Here is a 16,859-nt window from a genome sequence, read left to right as displayed (position 1 = left end):
ATGATTGCGACATGTCAAACGAGGACGCGGATGACCTCGCGTGGGAGCGGTCCGCCGTAGTGCGGGTGATGCCCTCCGCGAAGGCGCGGAAGTTGGCGAAGGTGCCGTTCGTCGAAATGGCGGGCGGACGACTCCAGGGCGTGGTGTCGAGTGGTTCCGACATCACCCGGGTTTATGTTTCGTCCATTGCCGCGGAAACGCACGCCTACAGCTGCAGCACCAACAACAACCGGAGGTGCGGGGGGCTGAGCGGCCCCTATAGGTGCAAACACCTCGACGCGCTTGTCAAGGAGGCGGTGCTCCAATACGGAGCCGAACGCGTCGCCGCCTATCTGGGCGTGGAGGTCGAGCCGGGCGGCGACGTCGCCTCCCTGCTCGACGGGACGGAGAGCGGGGACAACCCGGCCGCCACGGTGTTCAACCGGTTCCTGCGGCACCTGGCCTACCTGGAGCTGCCCGCGCAGACCGCGCCGGTGCCCGAGATGCAGTGGTTCCCGGCAGGGGCGGTGGGCTGATGCTGAGCATGCACCTGGCCGCGCTGACGGCCGCCCTCCCGGACGGCATCGACGACGCGGTCGACCTGGCCCGCGGCTTCGACGACGCCCTGACCCACGGCCTCGGCAGGCTCGGCGACACCGAGGCCGCCGCGCTCGAGGCGCTGGCCGCGGCCCTGTCCGCCGCGCCGCTCGGGCTGGCGGCCGCCGAGGCCGCCGCCAAGGTCGGCAGCGGATCGGCGTCCGAGGAGGGCCTCGGCGTGCTCGCCGCCGGACGCGCCGCGCTGCTCGGCGCCGTCCACGACGCCCTGCTCGACCGTTTCGACACCGCCCTGGGCCGCACCCGCGCCGCATGGGACGAGCCCGCGCCGGTCCCGGCGTCCGGCGCGAACCTGCTGGCCGGAGCCCGGTCCTGGCTGCACGAAGTCGCCGTCACCGGCTGGCGCGGCGTGGGCCACGACCTGGTGGCGGCCGTCGACCCGACCGTCGAGGCGCTGCTCGCCGAGCCCGCCCTGCGCCGCGTCGCGATGCTGATGGACGGCCTGGCCGCCGAGCTGCGCGCGTCCAGCCCGGTCGCGACGATGGCCCGCGTCCCGGCGCGCCGCTGGGGCGACCTGTGGTCCCGCGCGATGCTGCTCACCTGGCAGGACGGAGCCCCCGCCGGGGCCGGCGAGCAGGTGTCCGGACGGCTGCTGCCGCTCGGCGTGGACGTCCACGAGCACCCGACGGGCGTCCAGATCCAGGTCCACGGCGTCCTGGAGAGCGGCGACACGAGGCGGCTCGTCCGCGCGAGCGTCGCGGCCGGGAAGGTCGACACGATCGTCGGGCCCGCGATCTGGGGCGTCCTGGACGGCTACCCCGTCCTGCTGGCCGCGCTCGCCGGGCACCGTGCCGTGGAGATCGACGGCATGACGCTGCTGCCCGGCGGCGACCTGCTCTGGTCCGAGGACGCGGCCGAGGCCGGCGAGCCCGCCGACCCGTTCGCCACCGCGCGCCTCCAGCTGGACGAGGCGACCGCACCGCCCGTCCCGCCGCTGGAGCGGCATCCGGTGCGCATCGCCGAGCCGGTCCTCCTGGAGGACTATCGGATCGACGGCGCGGACCTGGTCCTCGACGACCACCGGTTGCGGGTCGAGCTGGCGAACCTGCCCGGCGGCGGCCCGCTGACGCCCGAGCTCGTGGCCGCGTCCACGGCCTGCGTCGGGCTCGTCCGCTGGGACGCCGGGGGCTGGTCGCTGCGTCCGCTCGCCGTCCAGGCCACGGTCAAGAAGAAGCCGGTGGTCGCGCACGGCGGCGACTGGGCGCTCGGCCCGACGGACCCGAAGGTCGTCAAGGCGCAGGCCCGGTCCGGGGACGCGGTGACGGTGCTGCGTGAGCGCGCGGGGCGGTTGTTGCGCAAATGACCGAGACCAACGCGCACGAGATGGACGCGAACGACGCCGGAGCCTCCAAGGAGGAGAGCCGGGCGCACGCGAACCGCAGGCAGGCGCTCTACTGGCGGCTGATGGCCCGGATGTTCGACAGTGAGGAGCAGCCCGCGCTGGAGTCGTCCAGCGTCGCCGTCGTGGACGCGGTCGGCCTGCCCCCGGCGCTGCTCGACCCGTCGGTGTCGATGGACAGCCTGTTCCAGCGCTTCCCCGAGCTCGAGCCCGAGTTCGACGACCTGTTCGCCAAGGCCGCACGCGGCGGCTCCGACGAGATCGGCATGGGAGCCGTCCGCAACGCCGCGCTCATCTCCAAGCTGCTGATCAACGTGTTCCAGACCGGCCAGGGCAACGTCGGCGCCGATCAGCTCGCCGCCTGGCAGCGCGACGCCACCCGCCTCCGCCGCGCCCTGGGCGCAGGAGCATGCCGGGGCGGCCCGGCGTGCCCGGGCGGGGGAGCCTGTCCGGGCGGGGGAGTGTGCCCGGGGGGCGGCCCCGGCGGATCCGGCGAAGGCAAGGGCGGCTCCGGCGCGGGCCAACCAGGATCCGGCTCCGAATCGGGGTCGGGATCGGACGGCGAGTCCGGCGGGATCACCCGCACCTCGAACTTCGGTCCGGGCGGGCCCGGATCCGGCTTCGACGTCGGGGACATCGAACGGATCCTCCGCGACATCGAGGGCGACCTGGTCAAGCGGATGCGGCTGCGCGAGGTCCTCGCCGACCCGAAGCTCGCCGCGCGCCTCACGCCCAGCATGTCGCTGATCGAGCAGCTGCTGCGCGACAAGGCGAACCTGTCCGGGGTGGCGCTGCAGAACGCCAAGCGGCTCATCCGCCGGTACGTGGACGAGGTCGCCGACGTGCTGAAGACGCAGGTGCGGCAGACCAGCGTCGGCGCGCCGGACCGGTCGATCCCGCCGAAGCGGGTGTTCCGCAACCTCGACCTCGACCGGACGATCTGGAAGAACCTCACCAACTGGAGCCCGGACGACGAGCGCCTCTACGTCGACCGGCTGTTCTACAGGCACACCGCCAAGCGCACCACCCCGGCCCGCATGATCGTCGTGGTGGACCAGTCCGGGTCGATGGTCGACTCCATGGTCAACTGCACGATCCTGGCGTCGATCTTCGCCGGGCTGCCGAAGGTGGACGTGCACCTGATCGCCTTCGACACCCGGGCGATCGACCTGACCCCCTGGGTGAACGACCCGTTCGAGGTGCTGCTGCGCACCAGGCTCGGCGGCGGGAACGACGGGCCGGTGGCGCTCGAGATGGCCCGTCCCAAGATCGCCGACCCGCGGAACACCGTGCTGGTGTGGATTTCGGACTTCTACGAGTTCGACCGCTCCCAGCCGCTGTTCGACGGGCTGCAGTCCGCCCACCGGTCCGGGGTGAAGGTGATCCCGGTCGGCTCGGTGACCAGTTCCGGGACCCAGGAGGTCAACCCCTGGTTCCGGCAGCGCTTCAAGGCGATGGGCACGCCGGTGATCTCCGGCCAGATCGGCAAGCTCGTGTCCGAACTCAAGAACTTCCTCGACTAGGAGACCCCCGATGACCGACGGAATGCTGCGCGCCCCCGCCGAGGCGAAGTACGCCGACGAGCTGGACTACCTGGAGTCGGTGGACGACGGGCCCAGGCCGTTCGCGTGGCGGCTCAGCCCGAAGATGGTCCGCACGTTCATCCTGGGCTCCGAGCGCGCGGACGGCCTGGACCGGGAGATCCCGCAGAAGTGGTTCGGCGACCGGACGTTCGTGGAGCGGAGCATCGTCACGCTCGCCTCCGACCGCGGCCTGCTGCTGATCGGCGACCCGGGCACCGGCAAGAGCTGGCTGGCCGAGCTGCTGTCCGCCGCCGTGTGCCGCAACTCGACGCTGGTCGTGCAGGGCACCGCGGGCACCACCGAGGACCACATCAAGTACTCGTGGAACGTCTCGATGGTGATCGCCAAGGGCCAGTCCCGCGACTCGATGATCCCGTCCCCGATCATGACCGCGATGGAGGCGGGCGTGATCGGCCGGTTCGAGGAGCTGACCCGCTCCACCAGCGACGTCCAGGACGCGCTGATCTCGATCCTGTCGGAGAAGTACGTCTCCATCCCCGAGCTGGACGACGACAACATCGTTTTCGCCAAGCCGGGCTTCTCGATCATCGCGACGGCCAACAGCCGGGACCGCGGCGTGAACGACCTGTCGTCCGCGCTGAAGCGGCGGTTCAACTTCGTCCGGATCCCGGTCGTGACGAACAAGAGGAGCGAGGCGGAGATCGTCCGGTTCCGCACCGAGGAGCTGCTGCGCCGGCACCAGATCGAGCTGGAGGTGCCGCCGACGCTGCTGGACATCCTGCTGCAGAGCTTCGCCGACCTGCGCACGGCGTCCGCCGCCGCGGGGAGCGACGACGAGCGGCTGGAGTCGGCGCTGTCGACGGCCGAGCAGATCGGCGTTCTGGAGGACGCGATCCTGCACAGCCGCTTCTTCGGGGACGACACGCTGCGCGCGACGACCCTGGCGTCCTCGCTGGTCGGGTCGCTGGCCCGGCGCAGCCCGGAGGACCTGGCGATCCTGAACAAGTTCTGGCACGGCGTGGTCGAGGGACGCAGCAAGAAGGAGGGCGGCGAGTGGCAGGGCTTCCTGGAGGGCGGCCGCGAGGCGATCGCGACCCTGTCGTGAGCACCCCCACCGACACAGGCGCGGGCACGGGCACGGACACCGCCGACACCGCCGAGAACGGGCCCGACGGCACGTTCGCCGCGCTCCGCGGCCAGCTGGCGGACGCGGCGGAGCGGTTCGCCGAGGCGCCCGGGGCCGCCGCCGGGATCCTCGCGGGCATGGTGGACGACGTCGACCGCGCCCTCGCCGAGGAGCTGGAGATCTTCCCGGTCTGCCACCACTCGCCCGCGTCCGCGCTGGCGATGGCGCGGCGGCTGCGGGAGAAGCGGCCCAAGGTCGTCTACCTCGAGCTCTGCGAGGACATGCGGCCCCTGCTGGACGAGCTGCGCAACTGCCGGCTGCCCGTGGCCCTGCAGGCGTTCGCGAGCGACATCGAGGGCTTCGACCCGGCCTGGGCGCCGCTGTCGGTGGTCGCGCCGATCACCGAGGCGTCCGCCGAGTACCAGGCGATCGCGTACGCGCTGGAGACGCCGGGTGTCGAGCTGGTCGCGGTCGACTGGTCCACCGACCACGTCTTCCAGTGGGAGGAGTCCGACCCGGCGGCCAGGAAGGCCAAGCCGGATCCGGACGCCGAGGCGCGGCCCGCGCACGCGGCCGGGTCCGAGGAGGAGGCGGACGAGGACGGCGAGTCCGCCCTCCACGGCGACGCGGTCGGCATCGAGCTGGGCGATCTGCGTCCCGGCTTCGCCGAGCTGGAGGAGTACCTGCTGCACCACGGGCGGGTCCGGCACTGGTCGGAGTGGTGGGACCAGTACGTCGAGCAGCCGCTCAGCGGCGCCGGGTACGAGGCCTACCGGCAGGTGATGCTGCTGGTCGGGAGCCTGTTCCGGCGGCTTCGCGACACCGGTGACCTGCGCCGCAGCGAGGAGCGCGAGCGGTTCATGTGGACCCGGATGCGGCAGCACCTCGCCGCGTCCGAGCTCGAGGCGGGCGACGCCCTGTACGTGTGCGGGGCGCTGCACGCGGCGAGCCGGGTCGAGCAGTTCGGCGTCCGCTCGGACGCGCCGTACGAGATCGCCGACCGGACCGGGACGCGCTGGCTGCACGGCCTGATCCCGTCCAGCCACTCGGCGATCGAGGCGCAGTTCGGGCTGGCCCGGGGCTCGGTGTCGATCGCCACCGCGACCTGGGAGAAAGCGCTCAAGCGCAGCGGCGTCGCGCCGTTCCGGCTGGCCGGGCAGAAGGGGACGAGCCGCAAGGCCCCCAAGGCCGCGCCCCTGGTCGAGGCCCCGCCGGAGGACCGGCTGTCCGGCTTCCTCACCACCCCGCCCGAGCCGGGCGTGCTGGACGAGCAGGAGCTGCTGACCTGGGCGGTCGACATCGTCCGGCTCGCCCGCCGCAACGGCTACATGGCGAGCACGGCCGACGCGATCGCGGTGGTCGAGACGTCGGTGCTGCTGGCGGGCGTCCGGGGGCGGAACCGCCCGACCCCGTACGACTTCCAGGACGCGGCGATCACCTGCATCGAGAAGGACGCGGTGCCGGGGCGCCGGGACGTCCGGCGCCTGTGCGAGATCCTGCTCGGCGGCGACCGGGTCGGCCAGGTCGGGTACGCGGCGCTGCCGCCGCTCGCCCAGAACGTCCTGGACCGGCTCGAGCCGCTCGGCCTCGACCTGACCAAGCGGACCGTCCAGCGGGCGCTGCTCGACCTGCGCTCGGAGCCGCGCCTGCAGGCGTGCTCGGACGTGCTGTGGATCCTGCACCGGATGCTGCCGGACGGCATCGTCCGGCCGATCATGGGCTCGCGGACGCTCGGTGAGCGGTCCGTCCAGGAGAGCTGGGACCTGTCCCTCGGCCGCGACCAGCGCTGGCTGGTCGAGCTCGGCTACGAGGGCGTCACGGTCGAGCAGGTGCTCGAGCAGCGGCTCCGCAAGATCGCCTGGGCCCCGGACGCGACGGCGTCGGTCGCGCTCAACGCCGTCGAGGACGCGCTGGTCCTGCTCCGCAACCGGCGGTTCGTGGACGAGCTGGGCGCCCGCGCGGTCGAGCTGCTGTCCGCCGAGCGCACCGTGGACGACGCGCCCGAGGTGCTGAAGCGGGTCCGGCGGCTGCTCGCGCACTACCGGGCGAGCGAGCCGGAGCTGCCCGCCTGGTGCAAGGACTTCGTGACCGAGGGGTACGCGCACTACTGCACCCTGCTGCCGACGGCCTTCACCGAGGACGAGACCGGCGTCCGGCAGGTCGCGGCGATGCTCGGGTTCCTGTTCGGGATGGAGAGCCTGGCGCTGTCGCTCGGCTGCGACCACGCCCAGCTGGAGATCGCGGTCGCGCAGTCGCATCCCGGGGCGCCGGCGAAGGTGGCGCTGCTGTGGGCGGCGCGCGTCCAGCTCGGCGTGCTCACCCGCGCCGACCTGCGCGTCCGCTGCGACGAGATGCTCGGGAACCCGCTGGTCGTGCCCGCCTTCCCGCACTACCTCAACGGGTTCGTGCACGCGCTCGAGCCGGTCCCGACGTTCGCGCCGTTCGTCGTGGAGGTGATGTCGAAGGCGTTCGGGAGCCTGCCGGACCACGTCCTGCTGCCCTGGCTGCCGCGCCTGGTGACCACGCTCCGCGAGAACGCGGCGGAGCTGATGCCGGTGCTCACCCGGGAGGCCGGGCGCACCCTCCCCGGCTCGCTCCCGGCCCTGGACGCCTGGACGCCGCCGTGGGAGGCCGCTCGGGGCACGGCGCCCGCCCCGGGGTCCGCCGGGTCCGCCGTGCCGTCCGGTCCGGTCGCGGAGCTGCTGGCCGCGCATCCGGCCGCCTGCGACGCGGCGGCGGCCCTGTTCGGGCTGGAGCCGGTCTGGCAGGCCGTCCCGGCGGGCTCCGCCCCCGCGCACCCGGCGGCGGCGGAGCTGGTCGCGCGGCATCCGGACGCCGCCGGGGCCCTCGCGGCCCTGCTCACCGCCTGAGCGGCCGCCCGGGCCGGGCACCGGACGGTCCCGGCCCGGGCACTGGATAGGCTCGTACCGCAACGACGGTTTCGGGAGGATCTGTGGTCACCGCGCTCGTGTTCATCAAGACCGACGTGGACCGCGTCCACGAGGCGGCCGAGGAGATCGCCGCGCTGGACGGGGTCAGCGAGGTCTACTCGATCACCGGCGGCTACGACCTGGTGGCCATGGTGCGGGTGCGGCGGCACGACGACCTGAACGCCGTGATCCCCGGACGGCTGAACAAGGTCAAGGGCGTCCGCGACACCGAGACGCACATCGCCTTCCGCACCTACTCCCAGCACGACCTCGAGGTCGCCTTCTCGCTGGGCCTCCCCGACGCCGACTGACGTCCCGTGACGCGCCCGGCCCCGCCGCCCTCTCCGGAGAGCGCGGCGGGGCCGGCCACGTCATCGGCGCGCGGCGCTTGAGGCCTCCACCCAGCGCTCCAGAAGCCCGGAGGCGGCGCCGGAGTCCACCGCCTGGGCCGCACGCCCGAACGCGGTCCCGAGCGTCCCAGTGAGCTCTCCGGGCGCCGGAGCGCCCTCGTAGGCGGCGATCAGCGCCGCCGCGTTCAGCAGCACCATGTCCCGCACCGGGCCCGCCTCGCCCGCCAGGACGCGCCGCGCGACCTTCCCGTTGTAGGCGGCGTCCGCGCCCCGCAGGTCCTCCGGACGCGCCGGAGGGATGTCCAGGTCGGCCGGGTCGAAGATCGTCTCGGTGACCGTGCCGTCCCGGACCACCCAGACGCTCGAGGTGCCCGTCGTGGTCAGCTCGTCCAGCCCGTCGTCGCCCCGGAACACCAGGGACGAGCAGCCGCGCTCGGCGAACACCCCCGCCATGACCGGGGCCATCCGCGGGTGGAACACGCCGACGGCCTGGCTGGTCGGACGGGCCGGGTTCGTCAGCGGCCCCAGGAAGTTGAACACGGTCGGCGTGCGCAGCTCGCGGCGCGTCCGGGCCGCGTACCGCAGGGCCGGGTGGTACAGCGGCGCGAAGCAGAACGTGATCCCGACCTCCTCGGCGACCCGCGCGGTCGCCGCCGGGGGCAGGTCGATCGCGACCCCGAGCTCCTCCAGCAGGTCGGCGGCGCCGCAGGACGACGAGGCGGCCCGGTTGCCGTGCTTGACGACCTTCACCCCGGCCGCGGCGGCCACCATGGCCGCCATCGTCGAGATGTTCACGGTGTGCGCCCGGTCACCCCCGGTCCCGACCAGGTCGGCGAACCGGCCCGGGACCCGGATCGGCGTGGCGTGCGCCATCATGCCCTCGGCGAGCCCGCCCACCTCGGCGACCGTCTCGCCCTTGGCGCGCAGCGCGACGGCGAATCCGGCGATCTGCACGTCGGTGGCCTCGCCGGACATGATCTGGTCCATCGCCCAGGCCGTCTCGGCGCTGGACAGCGACACGCCGTCCAGCAGCGCGTTGAGCAGCGCCGGCCAGGTCGTCGCGCCCGTGCCGGGCGTGCCAGGTTCCGTGCCGGAGGCCCCAGAAGCGCCGGAGACGGCGCCGGAGGCGTCGGGAGCGGGTGCGGGCACGGGCGCGCCTTCGGCGGTGTCCTCGGACGGAATGCCGGACGGGCCGCCGGACGCGGCGGCTGTGTGGGCGCTGGTTCGGGCGTCCATGGTTCCCCCAGGTTCGGGTCCTGCGGGGTAGGCCGGTGGGATCCCGCCCGTTCCGGCCGGGACGGGGCCGGGGGACGGAAGATCCCCCGCCTCCCCGGCGAGCTGGTGCTTACAGTGCGGGAAGGCGGTTGTCGGCCCGCCAGCGCATCAGGTCGGCGACGGCCTTGGCCACCGCCATCGGGTCGAGCGGCAGGCCGATCACGGCGTCGGCGCGCGACCAGGTCGCCAGCCAGCCGTCGTCCCGGCGCGCGATGATCGCCAGGATGGGCGGGCAGTCGTAGACCTCGTCCTTGGCCTGCCGGGCCACGCCGAGGCCGCCCGCGGGGCGCGCCTCGCCGTCCACCACCACGACGTCGATGTCGCCCCGGTCGAGCCGCTCCACCACGGCGGGCTGGGTGGCGATCTCGACGTACTCCACCGCCGGGAGATCGGCGGCGGGCCTGCGTCCGATGGCGAGCCGGATCTGCTCGCGCGTGTTCGCGTCGTCGCTGTAGACGAGAACCTTCATCGAACCCTCTGGGGCGTCGCTCATGGCAGGCAAGGCTACCGGTTCGGCGCGGCGGGCACGAGGGGGCGGGTCCCCGGACGGCTCGGCGAGGCGGAATGCCCTGCTGAATAGGGCTTTGAGCGGATGGGGCGGGCGGGGGCCCGCAGGTTCCGGGACACGCTCGGGAACTCCAGAAGGGGGGTCATGCGTCAGTCACTGAACGGGTGACGTAATAATGCTGCCCGTGGCAACAGCATCCGCGATAGAGACAACACCTCACGCTCGGGCGAACCGTCCCAACTTGGTCAGCGTGGGGACGATCGTTTGGCTGTCGTCCGAGCTGATGTTCTTCGCGGCGCTGTTCGCGATGTACTTCACGATCCGCTCCGTGACGATCGGCCAGCACGGTCACGACTCCTGGCCCGGCGCTGAGCTGGACCTGCCGCTGTCGGCGTTCAACACGACCGTCCTGGTGCTGTCCTCGGTGACATGCCAGATGGGCGTGTTCAAGGCCGAGGCCGGCAAGGTCGGACGCACCGGCGGCCTGTTCAACTTCCGCCAGTGGGGGCTGCGCGAGTGGTACGTCCTCTCGTTCCTCATGGGCGCCTACTTCGTGGCGGGTCAGCTCTTCGAGTACACCAACCTCGTCACCAAGGACGGCCTGACCCTGTCCTCCTCGGCGTACGGATCGGTCTTCTACCTGACCACCGGGTTCCACGGTCTGCACGTGACCGGCGGCCTCATCGCGTTCCTGTTCGTACTGGGACGCACCTACGCCGCCAAGCGCTGGACCCATGAGCAGGCGACGAGCGCGATCGTCGTGTCCTACTACTGGCACTTTGTGGACGTGGTCTGGATCGGCCTGTTCGCGACGATCTACCTGCTCGACCTGAAGTGATCCGTCCGACCTCCAACGACGACAAGACCCGAACGGGGATTTCCGTGAAAAGGATCACCGCATGGCGACGGCGCCCGTGGGCGGGCTACGCCGTCGTGCTGGCGGCCCTCGCGGCGATCGCCGGCCTCTACGCCGGCTTCTCGCCGAAGACCGACCGCGCCGAGGCGGCTGGAACCGCCGACGCCCAGGCCGACCTCGCCAACGGCAGGCAGCTCTTCAACCAGAACTGCGCCAGCTGCCATGGCCTGAACGCCGAGGGCACCAAGGACGCCAAGGGCAAGCCGATCGCACCGAGCCTGCTGGGCGTCGGCGCCGCCTCCGTCGACTTCCAGGTCAGCACGGGCCGCATGCCCGCGATGAACCCTGGCGCGCAGATGCCGCGCAAGAAGCCGATCCCGCTCTTCAACACCGAGATCAAGACCGACTACTCGGAGCCGGAGAAGCGCGAGGCCGCCGAGAAGCAGAAGGCCGCGGCCGAGAAGAACCTGCATGACCTCAGCGGGTACGTCGCCCAGCTGGGCGGCGGGCCCGCCATCCCGACGACCGACCAGGTCGACCCGACCAAGGGCGACGTCGCGGTGGGCGGCAAGCTCTTCCGCACCAACTGCGCCCAGTGCCACAACTTCACCGGGCAGGGCGGCGCGCTGACGCAGGGCAAGTACGCCCCGCCGCTGTCCGGCAACGACGTCTCGCCGACCCAGATGTACGAGGCGATGCTGACCGGTCCGCAGGCGATGCCGGTGTTCAACGACACCACGCTGACCCCGAAGGACAAGCAGGCGATCATCGCCTACCTCGTGCAGACCCGTGACGAGCCCAACCCCGGTGGCAACGGCCTCGGCCGTGTCGGCCCGGTGTCGGAGGGCCTGGCGGGCTGGCTGATCGGCGTCGGCCTGATGGTGCTGGCGGCGATGTGGATCACCGCGAAGAAGCCGAAGAAGCTGAAGAAGTCATGAGCGACAACAACCACACCGCGGGCTCCGAGGAGCCGCGCGAGGACGGCGCGTCCGGCCGGGTGGTGGGCACGCCGTCGCCGGCCAAGGGCGAGTCCCTGCTGGCGAAGGACGACGAGGGCGCCAAGCCCCCGGTCGGGCCGGGCATCGAGCTGGACGAGAAGTCCGCGAAGAACGCCGAGCGGATCGTCGCCGCGTTCTTCCTGCTGGCGTTCGCCGCCAGCGTGGCCTTCATCGCCTACTACATCGGCTGGAGCGGCCGCAACGGCGGCATGCACGGCGTGATCCGCACCCGCGAGTCGAACTTCTGGCTCGGCGGGACGCTGACGGTCGCCATGCTGGCCATGGCGTTCGGCGTCACCATCTGGGTGCGCCGCCTGATGACCAGCAAGCCGATCATCCAGGAACGCCACGCGATGGCGTCGGACGCCTCCACCCGCGAGGCGTTCGAGGCGGACTTCCTGGAGGGCGCCGAGGACAGCGGCATCACCAAGCGGCCGCTGCTGCGCCGCACGCTGCTGCTCGCCACCGCGCCGCTCGGCCTCGCGCCGCTGGTGCTGCTGCGCGACCTCGGCCCGCTGCCGGAGAAGCGGCTCCGCCACACCTTCTGGGGCGAGGCCGTGAACAAGGCCAAGTCCGAGGGCCGGCAGGGCGTCCGCCTGGTGGTGGACGGCACCAACGCGCCGCTCAAGGTCTCCGACTTCAACTCGCCCGGTGGCATGATCACCGTGCTGCCGGAGGGCATCGAGCACGTGAAGGAGGCGGCCAACGAGATCGCCAAGGCCGTCACCATCCTGATCAACGTCCCGAACGACCAGTTCAAGCCGGTCAAGGGACGCGAGAACTGGCACGTCAACGGGGTCGTGGCGTACTCCAAGATCTGCACGCACGTGGGCTGCCCGGCGGCGCTGTACGAGCAGACCACGCACCACATCCTGTGCCCGTGCCACCAGTCGACGTTCGACGCGACCGACGGTGCGAAGGTCGTCTTCGGTCCGGCGCACCGTCCGCTGCCGCAGCTTCCGCTGGGCGTGGAGGACGGTTACCTGATCGCCACCGGCGACTTCCCCGAGCCGATCGGTCCGAGCTTCTGGGAGCGCGGATGAGCGACGCAAGTGCACCGAAGGCGGTCTCGGGACCGCTGACCTTCCTGGACGACCGACTCGGCTCGACCAACTTCTTCCAGCGGAACGTCAAGAAGGTCTTCCCGGACCACTGGTCGTTCATGCTGGGCGAGATCGCGCTGTACTCGTTCGTCATCCTGCTGCTGACGGGCACCTTCCTCACGCTCTGGTTCCACCCGAGCATGGAGGAGGTCACCTACAACGGCTCGTACACCAAGCTCCAGGGTGTACAGATGTCGGACGCGTACAACTCGGCCCTGCACATCAGCTTCGATGTGCGCGGCGGTCTGCTCATGCGGCAGATCCACCACTGGGCCGCGGTCCTGTTCATGGCGTCGATCCTGGCGCACATGCTGCGGGTCTTCTTCACGGGCGCGTACCGCAAGCCGCGTGAGCTGAACTGGCTCATCGGCATCAACATGTTCATCCTGGGCATGCTCGAGGGCCTGTTCGGCTACTCGCTGCCGGACGACCTGCTCTCCGGCACGGGCCTGCGCATCACCCAGGGTGTGACGGAGTCGATCCCGCTGGTCGGCACCTACATCTACATGTTCCTGTTCGGCGGCGAGTTCCCCACCGGCCAGTTCGGTGACCTGATCCCCCGCCTGTACGCCATCCACATCCTGCTGATCCCGGGCATCATCCTGGGTCTGGTGACCGCGCACATGATGATCATGTGGCACCAGAAGCACACCGCGATGCCGTCCAAGAACCAGAGCAACGAGCAGGTCTACGGCTACCCGTTCTACCCGGTCTTCATGGCCAAGACGGGCGCCTACTTCCTGTTCACGTTCGGCGTGCTGGCGTTCCTCGGCGCGTTCGCCCAGATCAACCCGATCTGGCTGTTCGGGCCGTACGACCCGGGCGCGATCTCGTCGGGCTCCCAGCCCGACTGGTACATGGGCGTCCTGGAGGGCGCGCTGCGCCTGATGCCCGGCCAGGGCACCGAGTGGGTGATCTGGGGTCACACGATCAGCATGAACGTGCTGATCCCGGCGCTGGTGCCGCTCGGCATCGTGTTCGGCGGGGCGATGGCCTGGCCGTTCATCGAGCAGTGGGTCACCGGTGACAAGCGCCGGCACGACATCAACGACCGGCCGCGCAACGCTCCGGTCCGCACCTCCATCGGCATGGCGGCCGTGGCCTTCTACGGCCTGCTGTGGCTGGCGGGCGCGAACGACGTGCTGGCCGACAAGTTCCACGTGTCGCTGTTCGCGACGACCTGGTTCTTCCGGTTCGCGATCTTCATCGGCCCGGTCATCGCCTACATCGTGACCAAGCGGATCTGCCTGGGTCTCCAGCGCAAGGACGCGGCGGTCGCGGGACACGGCGTCGAGTCCGGCATCATCGTGATGGCCCCCGACGGCGGCTTCAGCGAGCGGCACGAGCCCGCCCGCGAGGAGGAGATGATCAAGATCCTCTCCAAGGAGAACGCCCGTCCGGAGGCGCCCGCCGTCGATGCCAACGGCATCCCGGCCCCGAGCCAGAAGGGCCCGATGGGGCACCTGCGCTCGCGGCTGCAGCGCGCCATGACCTTCGACGACATCCCGGTCGAGGAGCACGGCGAGGGCCACGGCGAGCACGGTGACGACGAAGCGGTCGGCAGCGGCTCGGGCCCCAAGCAGCTCGGCCACTGACACCAGCAGGTTGCCACGGGCGAGGCCCGTCCCCGGATCTCCGGGGGCGGGCCTCGCCGCATTTCCAAGGCCCCTTGTGCGGCCTGTTGCCCGTTCCCGTGGACGACCTCGGGAATTTTGCCTGGTTTGGGAGCTCTCGCCTGCCCTGCCCTCCGCGCCCTTGACCGATCCGTGGCGGACGCCCGGGATCCGGTTCACCGGCGCGCGAGCACAAACCGATCATGAAATCGTGGACGAGGGCGTCCGTCGCCTCGCTCGCCGCCGCGGCCTCGCTCTTCGCGCCGCCCGCCGCGTCCGTCCCGGCGTCCGCCGCGTCGGCGCCCGCCGGGGGACATGCGAAGGTGCACGCCGAGATACACGCGAAGACGCACCGTGGGACGCGCTCACGGACGCACGCGCGGACGAGCCCCGGAGAACACACAAGACCGCGCCCGGGAACACGCGCCGAGGTGCACGTTCGCACGCGGGCCAAGACGCGCGCGCGGGCGCGGGCGGCGGTGGGGTCTGATCTGCTGAACGAGACCTTCGAGGGCGCCAGTGTGTCGGACCCCGGGTTCCTGGCGCTGAACGACGCCTGCCTGACCGGCGCGCCGCCCGGCCCTGACACCACGGGCCCGGGGGCGCACGAGCTCGGCACGTGCTCGTCGCATCAGAGCGGGCCGGTGCCGCCGATCGGCACGGTCCCCGGATACCTGCAGCTCACCGACGCCAGTGGGGCCCGGACGGGCGGTGTCGTCTACAACCGTCCGCTGCCCGCCAACGGCGGCCTCGACGTGACCTTCGAGCAGTACCAGTACGGCGGGGTCGAGGGCGGTGGCGACGGGATCGCCTTCTTCCTGACCGACGGATCGGGCGAACTGACCCAGACCGGGGCGTTCGGCGGCAGCCTGGGGTACGCGCAGCGCGCCGGGCAGCCCGGCGTCGACCACGGCTACCTCGGGCTCGGCCTCGACCCGTACGGCAACTACGCCGTGGACTTCGAAGGCCGCGGCCAGGACTGCCCGGCCGACCAGCGTCCGCCCGGCGAGTTCCAGGTGTACGACCGTCCGCCGAACAACGTGACGTTGCGCGGGCCGGGCCACGGCCTGGTGCACTACTGCTACCTCGCCGGGACGGGCACGACCGACCAGATCGGCACCGACCCGGACGGGAACAAGCTGTTCGGCAGCACCCTGCCGGGCCGGTTGCACGAGGACGGCAGCGACACCGCGACGGCCAAGCGGACCGTCCATGTGCAGGTCTCGGCCGAAGTCCGGCCCACGGTGACGGTGGAGATCGACTTCCACGACGGCAACGGGTTCGTCTCGGTGCTGAGCCAGAAGATGCCCGAGAACGCGCCGCGCACCTACAAGTTCGGGTTCACCGCGTCCACCGGCTCGGCCACCGACGTCCACCTGATCCGGCAGCTCAAGGTGCGGTCGGTGGAGCCGCTGGGGGCGCTCAACATCGTCAAGCAGATCGACCGGAGCACGCCGCAGCCGACGGTCTACCGCGTCGGCGACTCGATTCCGTACCAGTTCGTGGTCACCAACACCGGCGTCGGGCAGCTGACCGGCGTGAAGGTGAACGACCTGAACGCCACCGACATCCAGTGCCCGCGCGACACGCTGGACGGCATGGGCGCGCCGCTGGCCACCATGACCTGCACTGGGAGGCATGTGGTCACACCGGCGGACGCGGCACGCGGCGGCGTCGACAACTCGGCGACCGCGGACGGCCAGGACACCACGGGCGGCGACGTCCACTCCGAGCCGTCCGAGGTGTCGGTGCCGGTCGAGTCGCCCGTCCCGGCGCCCTTCCCGGTGGTCGGGAAGACGGCCTCGGCCGACCGGGTGCGTCCGGGCGACGAGGTCACCTACACGGTCAGCGTGCGGAACGAGGGCACCGGGCCGCTGGTCGACGGGATGCTCGCCGATGACCTGGTCGGCGTCCTGGACGACGCGGACCTGGTCGGGACGCCGGAGGCCACGATCGGGAACGCCGTGGTCAACGGGACGCGGCTGGAATGGACGGGGTCGCTCCAGCCGAACGAGGAGGCCCTGATCACCTACACGGTGCGGGTGCACGGAGGCGGTGACGGCCGGCTGCGGAACGCCGTCACGGGTCTCGGCAACTGCGTGGACGCCGGAGGGCAGCCGCCGTGCGGGACGGTCGTCGACGTTGAGGAGGTGCCGCCTCCTCCGCCTCCGCCTCCGGGGCACCACGGCCGCCTCACGATCACGAAGTGGGCCGATCGGAACTACGTTCGTCCTGGTCAGCGGGTGGTCTACCGGGTCAGGGTGGAGAACACCGGGGACGGGACGCTGACGGACGCGTCGTTCCGGGACGACCTGCGGGGCGTCCTGAGGCGGGTGCGGCTCGTCGGGGAGCCGACGGCGACGCGCGGGAGCGTGAGCTTCCAGCGTCCGACGCTGGAGTGGAGCGGGACGCTGCGGCCCGGGCAGTCGGCGGTCATCGAGTACACGGTGGTCGTCCTGCGTCGCGGGAAGCTGCCGAACCGGGTGGTGTCGTTCGTCCCGCGGACGAACTGCCGGCCGCACAGCCGTGATCCGCGCTGCCGGGTCCTGGTGAGGGTCGTTCCCTTCGCGCAGAAGGACCGCTAGGCGGTTCTGGCCATCCGCCCCGGTCGGGCCGTTTTCGG

Annotated in this window: 13 protein-coding genes; 11 read left to right on the top strand and 2 right to left on the bottom strand. The window is 71.7% G+C overall.

From position 1 onward, the window contains the following. The first annotated feature begins 11 nt into the window (after positions 1 to 11). From AB0L06_RS14085 to AB0L06_RS14060, 6 genes are all read left to right on the top strand, one after another. A complete protein-coding gene (locus tag AB0L06_RS14085; RefSeq protein WP_500231375.1) occupies positions 12 to 515 on the top strand; it encodes a hypothetical protein in 504 nt (167 codons plus the stop codon). Beyond that, positions 515 to 1,897 carry a hypothetical protein gene (locus AB0L06_RS14080; RefSeq protein WP_500231374.1) on the top strand — a complete coding sequence of 461 codons (1,383 nt, stop codon included), beginning with the start codon at positions 515 to 517 and terminating at the stop codon, positions 1,895 to 1,897. Before AB0L06_RS14085 ends, AB0L06_RS14080 begins: the two co-directional genes overlap by 1 nt. Then, entirely contained in the window at positions 1,894 to 3,456 is a 1,563-nt protein-coding gene (locus AB0L06_RS14075) for a VWA domain-containing protein (RefSeq protein WP_500231373.1), read from the top strand. Before AB0L06_RS14080 ends, AB0L06_RS14075 begins: the two co-directional genes overlap by 4 nt. 10 nt (positions 3,457 to 3,466) lie before the next feature. Beyond that, positions 3,467 to 4,582 (top strand): ATP-binding protein, encoded by a 1,116-nt coding sequence (locus tag AB0L06_RS14070; RefSeq protein WP_500231372.1) that lies wholly within the window; start codon positions 3,467 to 3,469, stop codon positions 4,580 to 4,582. Then, positions 4,579 to 7,473 (top strand): DUF5682 family protein, encoded by a 2,895-nt coding sequence (locus tag AB0L06_RS14065; RefSeq protein WP_500231371.1) that lies wholly within the window; start codon positions 4,579 to 4,581, stop codon positions 7,471 to 7,473. Before AB0L06_RS14070 ends, AB0L06_RS14065 begins: the two co-directional genes overlap by 4 nt. A gap of 83 nt (positions 7,474 to 7,556) precedes the next feature. Beyond that, complete coding sequence (locus tag AB0L06_RS14060; RefSeq protein ID WP_500231370.1) at positions 7,557 to 7,844, top strand: Lrp/AsnC family transcriptional regulator; 288 nt, start codon at positions 7,557 to 7,559, stop codon at positions 7,842 to 7,844. A gap of 60 nt (positions 7,845 to 7,904) precedes the next feature. Here AB0L06_RS14060 and trpD read toward each other — a convergent pair whose 3' ends face one another. Further along, a complete protein-coding gene (trpD, locus tag AB0L06_RS14055) occupies positions 7,905 to 9,119 on the bottom strand; it encodes an anthranilate phosphoribosyltransferase (RefSeq protein WP_500231369.1) in 1,215 nt (404 codons plus the stop codon). Between the two features lie 109 nt (positions 9,120 to 9,228). Continuing rightward, entirely contained in the window at positions 9,229 to 9,651 is a 423-nt protein-coding gene (locus AB0L06_RS14050) for a hypothetical protein (RefSeq protein ID WP_500231368.1), read from the bottom strand. 190 nt (positions 9,652 to 9,841) lie between these two features. On the opposite strand from AB0L06_RS14050, the gene ctaE reads away from it, so the two are divergent. The 5 genes from ctaE (at position 9,842) to AB0L06_RS14025 (ending at position 16,821) form a co-directional block, all read left to right on the top strand. Beyond that, positions 9,842 to 10,504 carry an aa3-type cytochrome oxidase subunit III gene (gene ctaE, locus AB0L06_RS14045; RefSeq protein ID WP_500231367.1) on the top strand — a complete coding sequence of 221 codons (663 nt, stop codon included), beginning with the start codon at positions 9,842 to 9,844 and terminating at the stop codon, positions 10,502 to 10,504. 44 nt (positions 10,505 to 10,548) lie between these two features. Beyond that, positions 10,549 to 11,460, top strand: coding sequence for a cytochrome bc1 complex diheme cytochrome c subunit (gene qcrC, locus AB0L06_RS14040; protein ID WP_500231366.1), 912 nt, complete (start codon positions 10,549 to 10,551; stop codon positions 11,458 to 11,460). After that, a complete protein-coding gene (gene qcrA, locus AB0L06_RS14035) occupies positions 11,457 to 12,563 on the top strand; it encodes a cytochrome bc1 complex Rieske iron-sulfur subunit (RefSeq protein WP_500231365.1) in 1,107 nt (368 codons plus the stop codon). Before qcrC ends, qcrA begins: the two co-directional genes overlap by 4 nt. Then, positions 12,560 to 14,218, top strand: a complete 1,659-nt coding sequence (gene qcrB, locus AB0L06_RS14030) for a cytochrome bc1 complex cytochrome b subunit (protein WP_500231364.1) — start codon at positions 12,560 to 12,562, stop codon at positions 14,216 to 14,218. The genes qcrA and qcrB overlap by 4 nt, the downstream gene beginning before the upstream one ends. 449 nt (positions 14,219 to 14,667) lie before the next feature. Further along, a complete protein-coding gene (locus AB0L06_RS14025) occupies positions 14,668 to 16,821 on the top strand; it encodes a DUF7927 domain-containing protein (protein WP_500231363.1) in 2,154 nt (717 codons plus the stop codon). Positions 16,822 to 16,859: the final 38 nt, after the last annotated feature.

Source organism: Spirillospora sp. NPDC052269 (assembly GCF_040679435.1).
In the GTDB taxonomy this organism is placed as follows: Bacteria; Actinomycetota; Actinomycetes; order Streptosporangiales; family Streptosporangiaceae; genus Spirillospora.
Note: the sequence above shows the minus strand (reverse complement) of the source record. Positions and strands in the feature narration are given on the sequence as shown.

Bases quoted from the DNA above. Each gene is read 5' to 3' on its own strand.
- AB0L06_RS14085 (WP_500231375.1), top strand. From the start codon at position 12: ATGTCAAACGAGGACGCGGATGACCTCGCGTGGGAGCGGTCCGCCGTA.
- trpD (WP_500231369.1), bottom strand. From the start codon at position 9,119: ATGGACGCCCGAACCAGCGCCCACACAGCCGCCGCGTCCGGCGGCCCG.
- qcrB (WP_500231364.1), top strand. From the start codon at position 12,560: ATGAGCGACGCAAGTGCACCGAAGGCGGTCTCGGGACCGCTGACCTTC.
- AB0L06_RS14075 (WP_500231373.1), top strand. From the start codon at position 1,894: ATGACCGAGACCAACGCGCACGAGATGGACGCGAACGACGCCGGAGCC.
- AB0L06_RS14080 (WP_500231374.1), top strand. From the start codon at position 515: ATGCTGAGCATGCACCTGGCCGCGCTGACGGCCGCCCTCCCGGACGGC.
- AB0L06_RS14070 (WP_500231372.1), top strand. From the start codon at position 3,467: ATGACCGACGGAATGCTGCGCGCCCCCGCCGAGGCGAAGTACGCCGAC.
- ctaE (WP_500231367.1), top strand. From the start codon at position 9,842: ATGCTGCCCGTGGCAACAGCATCCGCGATAGAGACAACACCTCACGCT.
- AB0L06_RS14050 (WP_500231368.1), bottom strand. From the start codon at position 9,651: ATGAGCGACGCCCCAGAGGGTTCGATGAAGGTTCTCGTCTACAGCGAC.
- qcrA (WP_500231365.1), top strand. From the start codon at position 11,457: ATGAGCGACAACAACCACACCGCGGGCTCCGAGGAGCCGCGCGAGGAC.